Annotated in this window: 12 protein-coding genes; 5 read left to right on the top strand and 7 right to left on the bottom strand. The window is 62.8% G+C overall.

Translation table 11 applies throughout. The features are described 5' to 3' along the window. The 4 genes from VGH68_RS21520 to VGH68_RS21505 form a co-directional block, all read right to left on the bottom strand. Nucleotides 1-946, bottom strand: a 946-nt coding sequence (locus tag VGH68_RS21520) for an MFS transporter (protein ID WP_331605726.1), incomplete at its 3' end; no start/stop codon positions are given. Continuing rightward, nucleotides 943-1,506, bottom strand: coding sequence for a GAF domain-containing protein (locus tag VGH68_RS21515; RefSeq protein WP_331605725.1), 564 nt, complete (start codon nucleotides 1,504-1,506; stop codon nucleotides 943-945). The genes VGH68_RS21520 and VGH68_RS21515, both read right to left, overlap by 4 nt. Nucleotides 1,507-1,533: 27 nt before the next feature. Then, nucleotides 1,534-2,961, bottom strand: coding sequence for an MFS transporter (locus VGH68_RS21510; RefSeq protein WP_331605724.1), 1,428 nt, complete (start codon nucleotides 2,959-2,961; stop codon nucleotides 1,534-1,536). Nucleotides 2,962-3,100: 139 nt separating this feature from the next. Beyond that, the gene (locus VGH68_RS21505) at nucleotides 3,101-4,885 is read right to left on the bottom strand and encodes a gamma-glutamyltransferase family protein (protein WP_331605723.1); all 1,785 of its coding nucleotides are present in this window, start codon (nucleotides 4,883-4,885) and stop codon (nucleotides 3,101-3,103) included. 213 nt (nucleotides 4,886-5,098) lie between these two features. Here VGH68_RS21505 and VGH68_RS21500 point away from each other — a divergent pair, with 213 nt between their 5' ends. Further along, nucleotides 5,099-5,782 carry a FadR/GntR family transcriptional regulator gene (locus tag VGH68_RS21500; protein ID WP_331605722.1) on the top strand — a complete coding sequence of 228 codons (684 nt, stop codon included), beginning with the start codon at nucleotides 5,099-5,101 and terminating at the stop codon, nucleotides 5,780-5,782. Nucleotides 5,783-5,828: 46 nt separating this feature from the next. On the opposite strand, the gene VGH68_RS21495 is transcribed toward VGH68_RS21500, so the two are convergent. Both VGH68_RS21495 and VGH68_RS21490 read right to left on the bottom strand, forming a co-directional pair. Beyond that, on the bottom strand, nucleotides 5,829-7,154 hold the full coding sequence (locus VGH68_RS21495) for a type II toxin-antitoxin system HipA family toxin (protein ID WP_331605721.1): 1,326 nt from the start codon (nucleotides 7,152-7,154) through the stop codon (nucleotides 5,829-5,831). A 2-nt stretch (nucleotides 7,155-7,156) separates the two neighbouring features. After that, nucleotides 7,157-7,666 (bottom strand): helix-turn-helix transcriptional regulator, encoded by a 510-nt coding sequence (locus VGH68_RS21490; RefSeq protein ID WP_331605720.1) that lies wholly within the window; start codon nucleotides 7,664-7,666, stop codon nucleotides 7,157-7,159. 931 nt (nucleotides 7,667-8,597) lie between these two features. Between VGH68_RS21490 and VGH68_RS21485 the strand changes: the two genes are divergently transcribed. The 3 genes from VGH68_RS21485 (at nucleotide 8,598) to VGH68_RS21475 (ending at nucleotide 11,185) form a co-directional block, all read left to right on the top strand. Continuing rightward, a complete protein-coding gene (locus tag VGH68_RS21485) occupies nucleotides 8,598-8,975 on the top strand; it encodes a hypothetical protein (RefSeq protein ID WP_331605719.1) in 378 nt (125 codons plus the stop codon). Between the two features lie 11 nt (nucleotides 8,976-8,986). Further along, the gene (locus VGH68_RS21480; protein WP_331605718.1) at nucleotides 8,987-9,202 is read left to right on the top strand and encodes a YMGG-like glycine zipper-containing protein; all 216 of its coding nucleotides are present in this window, start codon (nucleotides 8,987-8,989) and stop codon (nucleotides 9,200-9,202) included. Nucleotides 9,203-9,619: 417 nt separating this feature from the next. Continuing rightward, entirely contained in the window at nucleotides 9,620-11,185 is a 1,566-nt protein-coding gene (locus VGH68_RS21475; protein WP_331605717.1) for an alpha/beta hydrolase, read from the top strand. 323 nt (nucleotides 11,186-11,508) lie between these two features. On the opposite strand, the gene VGH68_RS21470 is transcribed toward VGH68_RS21475, so the two are convergent. Then, nucleotides 11,509-11,802 (bottom strand): BON domain-containing protein, encoded by a 294-nt coding sequence (locus tag VGH68_RS21470; RefSeq protein WP_331605716.1) that lies wholly within the window; start codon nucleotides 11,800-11,802, stop codon nucleotides 11,509-11,511. Between the two features lie 826 nt (nucleotides 11,803-12,628). Between VGH68_RS21470 and VGH68_RS21465 the strand changes: the two genes are divergently transcribed. After that, complete coding sequence (locus tag VGH68_RS21465) at nucleotides 12,629-12,928, top strand: sugar ABC transporter permease (protein WP_331605715.1); 300 nt, start codon at nucleotides 12,629-12,631, stop codon at nucleotides 12,926-12,928. Nucleotide 12,929: the final 1 nt, after the last annotated feature.

Below are 12,929 nucleotides of genomic sequence, written 5' to 3'. Positions count from 1 at the left end.
CGATGCAACCCAGCACGTAGACGCCACGCCGGCTCCAGCGATCACCGAGCCAGCCGGCGAAGATCTTGCCGATAAACGCGACCACATAGGTGCCGATCATATAGCCGGTCAGCGAGCTGAACTTGATGTGCAGTTCTTTTTCGAGGTAGGTAGGCAGCCAGTTGTTCAGCCCATAAAAGCCGGACAGCACGAAGATCGACGCGAAGGTCCACAGAATGAACATCGTGCGCGCCTGGCGGTCACGGAAGATCTGCGCATAGCGATTGTCGCCGCGCTGCCGCGTCGTACCGTTGCCGTTGCTTTTGCCCTCGAGCGCGGCGGCGCGGCTTGCGAGCCAGGAGGCCGGTTCAGGCACCGCGAACTTGATCGCGAATGCGAGCAGCACCGGCACGGCCGACACGTAGTACAGCGCGCGCCAGCCGTAGTGCGGGAGGATCCAGTTGCTCAGCGCGATCACGATGATATAGCCCGCCGAGATGCCGGTCTGCAGCATGCCGAGAATTAGCGAGCGCCGCTCGGTGGGCACGTATTCGGCGACCAGCGTCGTCACCAACACCATGCAGCCGATACCCAGCGAACTGATGAAGCGCACCACCGCGAATTCCAGAAAGCTGTGCGAGAAACCAAGCATCCCCGCGCCGAGCGAGAACAGCGCGAGCGCCCATGCGACGACGCGCACACGGCCGAGACGGTCGCTCGCCCAGCCGCCCACAATGCCGCCAATCGCCATGCCGAGCAAGGTCAGACTGCCGAGCGCGCCGGCTTCGACATTGGTCAGCCCGAAGTCGTCCTTGATGCGCGACAGCGTGAGGCCGTACATCATCACGTCGGCGCCATCGGCGATCAACGCTAGGTAGCCAAGCAGGAAGACGAGCATCCACCGGCCCTGGGCCACGGCGGGTTCGATCGGTGCCTGATAGTGGGGAAGACCGGCTTGTGTTTTCATGAATCAGCGCTGTCGGCAGAAAATTTCCTGTTTTGCTTCATAAGAGCGGGAGCAAGAAAGGCGCCAATCAGGAGGCCCATGTCTTCATGGCGGCTCGTGTACCAGCCTTCCTTGTGTGTCAGGTTCATCGTGCCGATGCACACGCCGTCGTAGGCAATCGGAATGTTCAGTATCGAGCCGAGGCCCATGCCGGTCATCACCGCGTGATCGTCGAATGCGTCGCGAATTCCCTGCGAGGTTGCGGCGCGAAACGGCTTCAGATCCTGCAGGATCTGTTTCGACCACGCGGTGCCCTGCTTTTTCTTGCGGCCGCCGAGCGGATAAACCTCCGGCATGTTGGTATAGACGCGCTCTACTTCATGGCGCTGCGCATCGTAGGACATGATCGTGAGCAGCGCGAAGCCTATGGTTTCGGCGGCTACTGCGTGAACCGTGCGGAAAATTTCCAGTGGCTGGTCTTTCAGCCGGAGGGCCATCGCGAGACGTTCGAGGGCGGCGATGTTCAGCGCCTGCGTGCCGGACATCGCGGGCTCGCTCAGAGTGGGTTGCATCGTTTGCATAAAGAGTGTGGCAAAGCGCGGGCGCTCTCAGCCATGCATGTGGGTGGAATCGAGCCGGCCCGCAACGTTGTGGGCCGGTTCCAGTTCGCTCGTTTCGATATCTTCGAGCGAGCGATTACGCGTTTCGATGCCGAGCAGGAACACGACGCACGCGCCGATCAGCAGCACCGTCGTCGTCATCGCGAATACGCCAAGGAAGCCGAATACCGGATAAACGAGGCCGACGAGGATCGGCGCGCTGACCGAGCCGATGCGGCCGAACGAAGACGACGAGCCGGTGCCGGTCGTGCGGACCGCGGTCGGGAACACTTCCGGCGTGTATGCATAGACGCCGGCGAATGCGCCGTTCATGAAGAACGACAATGCGATGCCGGCGGCCATGATCTGAATGCCGGTGTGTGAAAACGCGAGCGTGATCGCTGCAATGCCGCCGAGCATCATGTACGAAGCGACCACCGCCTTACGGCCAATCTTTTCGTTGAGCCATGCCGCCGAGAAGTAGCCGGGGATTTGGGCACCGTAAATCGCGATCGAATAGCCGAAGCTCTTCGTGATCGTGAGTCCCTCCTTAACCAGCAGGCTTGGAATCCACGAGAAGAACGAGTAATACGCGAACGCGACCGAGAACCACATCAGCCAGCTGACCGCGGTGGTGCGCGCGAGCCGCGGCGACCACAGTGCGAGCACGTTGCGCCAGGCGCTGCTGCCGCCCTTTACAGCCGCGGGTGCGGGCGCGGCGCTAACCGGGCTGACCGTGCTAACCGGTGCGAGCGCAATGCCCTTGGCGGCGAACCACGCTTCGATCTTGCTGACGATGCTGTTCGCTTCGGCCGCGCGCCCCTGGCTTTCCAGCCAGCGCGGCGATTCGGGCAAGGTCCTGCGCCACCACAGCAGCATCACGACCGGCAGCGACGTAATGACCGCGAGATAGCGCCAGCCATCGGCGAAGTTGCGCACTACCGCGAAGCCGAGAATCGACGAAGTCAGATAGCCGAACGACATGAAGCCGACCAGCGCGCCGCAGAACATGCCGCGATAGCGCCGCGGCACGAATTCGGCGAGGAACGGTGCGATCACGACCGTCTCCGCGCCCGAGCCAAAGCCGGCCACCACACGCAGCGAGAAGAAGGTATGCCAGTCCGGCGCGGTGGCACTGGCGAGCGACGCGACGCAGTAAATCGCGAGCGCGCTCATCATGATGCGGCGGCGGCCGATCACGTCGGCGAGCACGCCCGACAGGAACGCGCCGAAGAAGTAGCCGATATAGGTACTGCTCGCAACGAGCCCAGTTTCGGCGCTCGTCAGATGCCACAGCTTGCTGACGACCGGCAGCAGGAACGCAAGCGACGACGAATCAAGTCCGTCGAACATGTATCCCAGCCCGCCGATCAGCAGGAGTCTGCGATGAAAGCTCGACAAAGGCAGTCTTTCAAGACGGGCGGCAACGGCGGACACGGCAACTTCTCCTGAAAATGACGCGGCAATCGATGCGCGCTTTGTACGTTTGGGCCGGCTACCGGGGCGTTTATCGTCGGGCTATCGGCGGGTGAAGGGCGGGTTAGCGGCAGGTGGTCGGCGGCTCACGAAGCCCGGCTTATCGTCCGATAGCGTAAGCCTGCATCTGGCGCGGGGTGGCCGCGCCTCGCAGCAAGCCGTTGCGGATCCCGACCGCGCATACGCGGCCTAATGCCCACGGTTCGGCGACCGTCAGATCGTGGCCGCGCGCGCGCAATTCGGCGAGCGTGCTGTCCGGGAAGCGCGATTCGGCGGACATCTTGCCGAGCTGCATCGCGCGCGGATAGAACGAGCCGGGGAAGTGCGCGGTCTGGAACGACGGAGCATCGGCGGCGGCCTGGAAGTTCATGCCGCCATGCACGTGCTTGAGGAACAACTGCAGCGACCACTGATCCTGCTGGTCGCCGCCCGGCGTACCGAAGGCCGCGTACGGCTTGCCGTCGCGCGTGACGAGCGTGGGCGACAGCGTGGTGCGCGGGCGGCGCCCCGGGCCGAGCGAGGACGGCAGGCCTTCTTCCATCCAGAACATCTGCGCGCGGGTGGTGACGTTAAAGCCGAGTCCGGGCACCGCGGGCGATGCCTGCAGCCAGCCGCCGGATGGGGTAGCCGACACCATGTTGCCCCAGCGGTCGACGACATCCAGATGCACCGTGTCGCCGCGCAATTCGGGCAGCGGCGCGAACGTCGGTTCGCCCTGGCCGAAGCCGCCTGCCTGTTCGCGGCCGGCGTTCGCGAGGATACGCGCGGCGCGCTGCGCGCTGTCGCCGAGCAGACCGGGACGGAATTCGAGCGACGCGCGCCGCCCATCGATGAGCCGCCGGCGCTCGTCGTTGTACGCGTCGCTGAGCAGCACATCCATCGGCACGTGCGAAAACGCGGGGTCGCCGTAGAACACTTCGCGATCGGCAAACGCGAGCTTCGAGCATTCGATGACGGTGTGGACGAAATCAGGTCCGAGCGGATCCATTGCGGCCAGATCGAAACCCTTCAGCAGCGCGAGCTGTTGCAGGAACATCGGCCCCTGGCCCCATGGCCCGGTCTTGTGCACGCGCAGGCCCGCGTAGTCGTACGACACCGGGTCTTCGTAGCTCGGCTCCCAGCGCGCCAGATCGCCGGCATCGAGCAGGCCGTGGTTGCGCTGGCCGGACGTATCGAGCACCGCGGTCGAGCGGAAGTATTGATCGATCGCGTCGGCGACGAAGCCGCGATAAAACACGTCACGCGCGCGTTCGCACTGTTCGGCGCGGTCGCTACGGGTATTCGCTTCGCGCAGGATGCGCTTGTAGGTTTCGGCGATCGCGGGATTGGCGAACAGGTGGTTCGGTTTTGGCGCTTCGCCATTGCGTAGCCATTGTTCAGCGGAGGTGGTCCATTCGGTGCGAAAGAAGTCCTGGATCGCGAGAATCGACGACGCCATGCGCGGCAGCACCGGATAGCCGTTTTCCGCGTAACCGATCGCATAGCTCAGTACGTCCTCGAGTTGCAACTGGCCGTAATCGCGCAGCATGGTCATCCACGCCCCGAACGCGCCCGGCACGACAGCGGGCAGCAGGCCGGTGCCCGGCACCACGTCGAGCCCCATCTTGCGCATCCGCTCGATGGTCATCGTGGCAGGCGTCACGCCTTGTCCGCACAGCACCCGCACCCGGTCCTCGCGCGCGCTGTAGAACACGACCGGCAACTCGCCGCCGGGGCCGTTCAGATGCGGCTCGACGATCTGCAGCACGAAGCCGGCGGCAGCGGCGGCATCGAACGCATTGCCACCTTTTTCGAGGACGGCCATGGCTGACGCGCTGGCTAGCCAGTGCGTGGAGGCCACCATGCCGAACGTGCCGATCAGTTCCGGGCGGGTTGTAAACGACATCTGCAACTCCTGGCGAAGCGGGCGAATATCCGAACCAATATGGAAAGGTTCGACTAACGAAAGTGAAAGCGCGAACGCGGCCGGGTTGCACCCGGTGGTAGCGCGCGAGACTGGACCTAGTATAGCGGAACAAAAAAGCTGGCGACGACGCTTGGTGCCGCTGCGATGATTCTGCTATCGTTGGTACCAATACTGATTGGTTCGGTGAGACTGATGGCAAAAGCGGTACTCGATGCGCTGCTCGACTACGTCGGCGCGCGTGAACTGAAGGACGGTGACTTGCTGCCGCCCGAGCGGGCGCTCGCCGAAGAACTCGGCGTGAGCCGCCGGGAGCTGCGCTCGGCGCTGGCTTCGCTGGAAGCGTCGGGCCGCGTGTGGCGCGGTGTTGGCCGTGGCACGTATCTGGGCGCGCGGCCGCTGAAGTTTGCGCCGTCGCTGCGGGGCTTGCGCGCGGGAACCAGCCCGGCCGACATCGCCGAAATGCGGCTGCTGTTCGAGCCGGCGCTCGCGGCCCTCGCGGCGGCGAAGGCGAGTGGCGACGATCTGCAGGAACTGGAGAAGTGCGCGCGCAAGAACGCCGCCGCGAAAAACGACGACGAATGGCAGCAATGGGATCATCGGTTTCACTTGCTGATTGGGCAGGCCACGCGCAATCCCGCGCTGATCGCGTTGATGGAGGTCATCAATGGAATGCGGGTGAAGCCGGAAGTCCGCGAGAAAACCGCCGCGCAGGAAACCCGGCAGTTTTTCGCGCAGCAGCATCAGACCATCGTCAATGCGTTGAAAGCGCGGGATGCGGAAGCGGCGGCGCGGTGCATGCGCGAGCACCTGCTGAGTGTTCAGTGGCGCGCGTCGGCCAACGCGGACGAGCTGGTCGCGCGCCACGTCGATAGCTGAAGGCTGCGTAGGCGCCGGGCGCTGGCTGCGCCTGGCTGGTTCGTCGTTACCGCGTCAGCTTTCTGTTCAGCCGGCGCATACCGTTGAACACCGCATCCGCGACGTCCATCGGGAAGTCGTCGGGCAGCCGGGACGACACAGCATCGATCACCGTATCCGTTTGCTCGGTTACCCCGGCGATCATCGCGTCGACGTCAGCGGCGGAAAACCCGACACGTTGTCCTTGCGCGATCCAATGCCGCCGCTGGATTTCATTGAGCAGGTAGTGGGCGTTCTTGCCGCGTACCGCCATCGCCATTTTGACCTTTTGCACCGGCAGGCGACCGGCGCCGGAACCGATGATCGGGTGAGCGGACAGCACGTCGTAAAGCGGCGTGGCGTCGTAGCGGTTGCCCGGCAAGTGCGCGATGCTGAAGTTCTTTGCGTGACCGTCGGTCGCGGCGAGCAGCCAGAAAATCATCTGCGTCGTGAAGAAGTTGCGGCGATCCGCGGCCGCGCGACTGGACCCGGCGAGCACCTGCATGATCGCCTCGATGCCCGGACCGCCGTCGGACTCATATTTATGCAGCGCCGACGTGCCAGTCGCCTGACACATGTCTTCCTGCGGCAGCCGCACGATCCAGCTCGCGTCGCTGGCGGGCCGCCGGTCGAACCGTTCGACGATCAACGCCTTCTGATCGTCGAAGCGCGCGATCTCGCAGCGGGCGACGGACAGTCCGTAAGCCGCAATGATCTGCGAACAGAGCCATTCGTTTTCCACCGACGTGCGCATATCGGCGCGCATGTTGCCGACGAGCCCGAGCGGCAGCTTGAAGATATGCGTGGTCGGCGTGCTGCCTTCGGGTAGCAGCCAGCGGTTGCGATCGCGCAGCAGCGCCGTTTTTTCCTGCGCGCCGGCAATCGACAGGCGCAGGTCTTCCAGCGGGTCGTGCTGTCCGAGGGGCGCCGCCGAGGTCGCGCCGCGCAGCAACGCGGCAATCTCGGCTTCGCTGAGTTCGCGCCCGCGGATGCTGGTGAGGTCGGTGGGCTCTTCGTCGGGCGGCAGCATCTGCAGCGCGCCGACGCAGTCGCGCCCGAGCGCGGCGAGCAACGCAAACGGCGCGGTGCTGCCGGTTCGGTAGCGCGCGGCGATGCGCCGGCGGATCGGTTCGCTATCGGGCAGCAGGTTGTCGAAATAGTCGGCGACGATCTGGCCGCGATACGGCTGATTGCCTGGCGTAAAGGGCAGCGATAGCGAGAGGGGGCGCCCTTGCGGATCGCCGACCCATTCGTCGAGATACGTAAGCCGTTCACCGCCGCGCGTCGTTTCCCAGTAACCGACGGGCAGACCATTCATCCACAGGTTCAGCCGGTTTGGTGTGTTGCGCGCCATGCTTACCAGTCCTCCCGCTTCTTGCCGGCGGTGGATTTCGCGGCAACGCGCGATGGCTCACGCGCGTTCTTGCCGTTCTTGCCGCGACCCTCGTGCGGGGCTGTGGTGGCGGAATGCTTTGCCGCGTTCGCGGTGCGCGCGGGCTTTTCCGGCGCGCTTTCGAGACCGCGGGCAGTTTGGGTCGTGCGCGTGGCGCCGCTGGCTGGCGCGATCCGCGCTTTGCTGGCGGCGCGGCGGGCAGGCGACCGAGCCGCGGCCGGCGGTTCGGTTGCCTCGCTGGCGCCGCTTTGCGCCGCGTCGCCCTGGGCGAGTTTCAGTTCGACCTGCAGTATCCGCAGGACCTTGAACAGCCGTTCGACGCTAACCGCCGCGGGATTGGCCTCGAGTTGCGCATAGGTCTGCTGGGTCACGCCCAGATGACTGGCCATCGCGGCCTGCGTGAGCCCGGCGGCTTTTCGGAAGCCCTGCAAAACCGGCCTTAGCTGGTTCAGCGTCTTGATGGGATAGTCCACGATCGATCTCCGATTCGGCTCGGCGCCGCAACAAGCCATAAGCTGTAAATGATCGATACAGTCTATACACTGTATTTGCAAAATACAAGCCACAGACTGTTAATACGGATCGATGCCGCCGCATGGGCCACACCCGGCGGATGCACTGCGCGGCGCAACTAACCGTCTGTGCTACCAAGCGCCTCCATCGCTGCTACGCAGCCATCCGAAGGCTGCCACCAGGCAGCGACCACAGTCGCAACGAATGATTTGCGCTGCGACATTCCAGTAACGTCCGCTCGCCCCAATCGATGCACGACGAATCATCGTGCTACCAATCCACTTCGCGCGAATCAATCGGTTCCATTCGTGCCTACACCCGGAGATCAGATACGAGTCGCACGTGTTCAGTGATTGTTCTGTACTACCTGAATAGAAAGAGGAATAGACACCAGTCGAACAGTGAAATGTCAACTGCCGTGAATTAGCGGGAATTCACCCGCTCCAATACCAATGACACGACCTGCGCGTAACGTTCTCAATGCATGAAAATTCGTCCAATAATGCGGCGCTCGCGCGCATTGCGCTGCATTCAGCGCATGCAAAAAACGTCCTTGGTCACGAGGTCATGGCTCGCCGTATTCCACTCAAACGAGCTTGGAAATTACCGAAAACGCTGTAGACTCTATACGGTGTCTGATGCAGCGAAGCCGAATTAACATACGTCGTTGAGCTTGAATGTCACGTTTGCAAGCGACTCCAATCCGTCATCAATTCTTCTGTCATTCAGGTGTCTAGCGCCCAATAGAACCAACCGACGAGCCACGTCGTCCGGTGAACCTGAAAGGAGAGTCGACCAGACACACACCCCTATTCAACATAACCCGATCGAGGCTGCCGGTTGCAATTCGGTGGCAGGCCGCTGGAGAACATCACTTTCCTGGAGTATGCGATGGCAATCAAACCACAATGGCGAACGCTGATATCTGTGACTTTCCTGTCGCTCGCAATGATGAGCAACGTCGCGCGCGCTGAAAGTATTCCCATTGTCACGGGCCAACAGTGGATGCAGTCGTCGGACGAAGCGAAGAAGGCGTACCTGGTCGGTATCGCCAATCTACTCGACATCGAGCGCGCGTACGCCGGCAATGCGGCGAACAGCAACGATATTGCGCAGCGCTTCGGTAAGGGTATGCAGGGCCAGACGCTCGACAGCGTGCGCATTGGCCTCGACCAGTATTACGCCGCCAACCCCACGATGATCCAGCATCCGGTGATCGAGACCCTCTGGTTCCAGATGGTCGTACCCGGCCTGCAGAAAAACCAGTAAGGACCACGATCATGAAACGACTTGGATGGTTCGTAAGCATCGGCGCGCTGGCGGTCATCGTCGGCTGTACGGATATGAGCCCGCAGGCGCAAGGCACGATGAGCGGCGCGGCAATCGGCGCGGGTGCCGGCGCCGGCATCGCGGCAATCTCGGGCGGCGACGCCTGGACCGGCGCGATCATCGGCGGTGCGGCGGGCGGTGTGGCCGGCAATATCCGCGGCCGCTAGTATCGCCTGTGACTAGGCGAGGCCGGCTCGGGCAGCGTTCCGCTTCCGGCCTCGATGGTCTTTCTGACTGGCTCGGCGGCTCGCCGTCGCGAGCGCAAATCGCCGCGACGCCATCCGGCGTTTCGAGAATCACCTCCCGCTGACTGCCGCGTCAAATGCCAAATAACGGAGCGCATCTGCCCGATCCACAGCTGATCGGTTGGCGCCCCGGTCGCCACGATCTCCGGGTTATCACGCACGTCATCTGTCCGTAAGCCGGCCGGGGCCGGCGACGCGCCGTGCGCTTTAGCTATAGAGTTTGAACGGATGATTAAAAGCACCTACGATATCCAGACCGGAACGCCGTCGCGCTGACAGCCTGAGCGCATAACGCACACCGCAGCTTGCGCTCGGTGCAACCTTCACAAGAGAACTCGAATGCTACGCACGTCGCTGAAGGTAATAAAGATAAGCGTATCGGTCGTGGTCCTGCTGGCGATACTCGCATTCGGATTGCGTGCGTGGTACTCGCAACGAGGGCCGGCCCTGTCGGTCTGGCATACCTATGTGCCGCGCGAAATGACCGTCGAGGAAATGAACACCGGCGACTGGAATGCCTACGTGAAGGCGGAGAACCGGATTTTCGAAGACGTGCGCGTCAATGTCGTCGAAAAGATAAAGCCATCCGAGCGCATTCCGGCAAACCGCTATTACGAAGGCTCGCCGATCTATCCGGCACATTTCGCCGATAACTGGAACCACTCGTACATTCTCGAGCCTTCGGGGCCGCCCATTGGCGCGGTCGTGCTGCTGCATGGGATGACGGATTCGCCGTACAGCCTTCGGCATATCGCGCGTCGTTACCGCGATCGCGGCTTTGTCGCGATCGGCATCCGCTTGCCCGGGCACGGTACGGTGCCGGCGGGTCTCGCCGACGTCCACTGGCAGGACTGGACCGCGGCCACGCGGCTTGCGGTGCGCGAAGCGCGCCGGCGAATCGGTCCCGGCAAGCCGCTCGAGCTGGTCGGTTTTTCGAATGGCGGCGCGCTGGCGCTGCAATATGCGCTGGATGCGATCGAGAATCCGGCGCTCACGCGCCCGACTCGCGTCATACTGATTTCGCCGATGATCGGCGTCACGCGTTACGCGCGCTTTGCGGGTCTCGCCGGATGGCCCGCGGTGTTGCCGGCGTTCGCGCGCGCCGCGTGGCTTGGCATCGTGCCGGAGTTCAATCCGTTCAAATACAACTCCTTTCCGGTAAACGGCGCACGGCAGTCATATCTGCTCACGAGCGTCATTCAGGAACAGATCGCCAGACTCGAGCGTGAGAACCGGCTCGACGCATTGCCGCCCATTCTGACGTTCCAGTCAGTGACCGACTTCACTGTCAGCACGCCCGCGGTGATGTCGCTGCTCTACGACAAGCTGCCCGAGAACGGCAGCGAAGTCGTGCTGTTCGATCTGAACCGCAGTGTGCGCTTCAGGACCTTCCTGCGCGTTGCGTCGTATACGGCGCTCTCCCGGTTGCTGCGCATCGGCCCGCAGAACTATCGCACGACGGTCATTGCCAATGCGTCGCCAGACACCGCTCATACTGTCGAGCGCAGCGTCTATGCGGACGAAACGCAAACGCGCGTGAAGCCGTTGGATATCGACTATCCGCAGGATATTTTCTCGTTGTCGCACGTCGCGATTCCGTTCCCGATTACCGATGCGCTCTACGGCATCGCGCCGGACGACTCAGAGAATTTCAACGAGAACCTCGGCACGCTCGCGCCGCGCGGCGAACGTGGCACGCTGATTCTGACGCTCGATTCGATGTTCCGTATTGCATCGAATCCGTTCTTCCCGTATCTGCTGCAACGTGTCGACGAAGGCATCGGCAAGATGCCGCCGCCGGTCGTCAAGTCGCCGAAGCACACCCATGAAACGGCCGACGGGCAACCCGACGATTTCGGTGAGGATCTGAGTGCATTGGAACAGGTCGGCTCCGACGAGCCTTGAGACCCATGAGACCCTGAGACGCCAACGCTTTAATCGACGCTCGCGCGGCCCGCTGTGCCGCCGGTTTCGCGACAAGGCCCGCACGCTTCAGTGTGGGCTTTTTTTCTGCTCCGAGACGAACGCCGATGACACGAAGCTGCTGGCGCGATCGCGGCAGTGCTATGAAAGCGCTTTCTGATTCAGCCGACCGGACCCACGCGCGCTGCTGCGTGTGCGAAGCAGCGTGCCAGTCATTCAAGCCGGACCAGCGGGACACGAAACGTCGTGGACCTTCAACGCGCGCGCTGCGTCGGACTTCGACCGCGCGGCAATGTCAGTCGCTGTCAGCGTCCGCGAGAAAGCAGGTTATTCACCGAGGTGACGCCATCGACCGTAGTCGCGCTTCGTTCAGCCAGTGCGACTTGTCCTCGCTCGGGTACCCATCCGATCAGCGTGACTGCGCCCGATCGCGAAAACACAAATACATGAGACAGACTGACGCCGTTGCGGGCGGCCTTGACTCGGACATCACGCGCGACTTGTTGGTCGGTCGCGTTTGAGCCGGTGTCGGCGTGAACGGCCGGCACGACGGTGCTGGAAATCAGCAACGCGAGTGCGGAAGCAATGACTGTTTTCACGGTACCTCCTTGAAGATACGCAGATGTGCCGGCTAACGCCGGCAGCAGGTCTTCCGGTCCGACGCGATGCGTGACCGGGAAGCGCATCGGACACGATCCTCTTTGCAGTGCGCGCATCGCTAAGTACCGCAATGGCGTGTCGAGGAGTGCGCCGCTTCGGACGGTGAGCGCTTGCGTGCCTTCGCCCGAAGAAAAGCGTGCTGGTGCAGTGTGTTCGAGCGGGACGTCGCGCGCGGCGTGGCGAGGGAACAGCGTGAGCAGCCGAAAGGCGGGGTCTGCCGGGGAGCGTTGCGCCTGCCGCAAGCAACCGGTGTTGTTCGGACCGAGCCCGGCTCATTGCCCGGCATCATGCGTTGATGATAGTCGCTAATGACCGCACCTGCTGACGGGGACGATGCCGGTCTCGTAGACCAATCCGCCGGCGCGCCCCGCGCACGTCGTTGCATCCTCACAACATCCGATATGGCCTGAACCGGCGTACAGGCGCCCTCGTGCGCCTGTGCACGCGCAGCCCGATGCACCGCGCGACCCGTATGCGCTTTTTTCTGCGATGGACGCAAACGGATTTGCCAGGCAAATGACCACCACGCGATGGTCACGAAGCGGGGTGCTACATCGGCTCGAACCGGCGCGCAACTGTTATCGGTAACAGCGTTTTCCCTGAGCCGAAAGTTCGATACCTGGTCGAAGGGCCGTTCCTATAATCGCCTCGAAATGCGAAGCCAGCATTTCAGCGAGAGCGGGGATATATAGAGAGAACACATGCATCCTGCGCGGCTTGGAGACGCCCAAATACATATAGGAAATCTAATGAGAAAAAAACTTCTTGCGTTGTCGATCATGGATCTTCTGGCGCATCAAGCTGCCGCATCTGCAAGGCGCGATCCGCACCGCGGTGCTGCTGTCGGTGCTCGGCTCGCTGCGCTATTTCGACCTGATCTACGTGATGACGGGCGGTGGCCCCGAAGGGTCGTCGGAACTGATGGCCACCTACATGTACCGCACGGTGTTCAGTTCGTTCCAGCTAGGCTATGGCAGCACGATCGGCTCCGCCATGTTCGTCATCGTGTCGCTGGTCGCCGCCATCGCAATGCGCTTTACCCGTCGTTACGAAACGGAAGTCTGAG

Source organism: Paraburkholderia sp. (assembly GCF_036488505.1).
Classification (GTDB): Bacteria; Pseudomonadota; Gammaproteobacteria; order Burkholderiales; family Burkholderiaceae; genus Paraburkholderia.
The sequence above is the reverse complement of the archived record's forward strand: the minus strand, read 5'-3'. Positions and strand labels throughout refer to the sequence as shown.

What these genes read in the sequence shown, in the direction of transcription:
- VGH68_RS21495 (WP_331605721.1), bottom strand. Translation starts at nt 7,154, where the DNA reads ATGGCGCGCAACACACCAAACCGGCTGAACCTGTGGATGAATGGTCTG.
- VGH68_RS21475 (WP_331605717.1), top strand. Translation starts at nt 9,620, where the DNA reads ATGCTACGCACGTCGCTGAAGGTAATAAAGATAAGCGTATCGGTCGTG.
- VGH68_RS21480 (WP_331605718.1), top strand. Translation starts at nt 8,987, where the DNA reads ATGAAACGACTTGGATGGTTCGTAAGCATCGGCGCGCTGGCGGTCATC.
- VGH68_RS21500 (WP_331605722.1), top strand. Translation starts at nt 5,099, where the DNA reads ATGGCAAAAGCGGTACTCGATGCGCTGCTCGACTACGTCGGCGCGCGT.
- VGH68_RS21505 (WP_331605723.1), bottom strand. Translation starts at nt 4,885, where the DNA reads ATGTCGTTTACAACCCGCCCGGAACTGATCGGCACGTTCGGCATGGTG.
- VGH68_RS21485 (WP_331605719.1), top strand. Translation starts at nt 8,598, where the DNA reads ATGGCAATCAAACCACAATGGCGAACGCTGATATCTGTGACTTTCCTG.
- VGH68_RS21515 (WP_331605725.1), bottom strand. Translation starts at nt 1,506, where the DNA reads ATGCAAACGATGCAACCCACTCTGAGCGAGCCCGCGATGTCCGGCACG.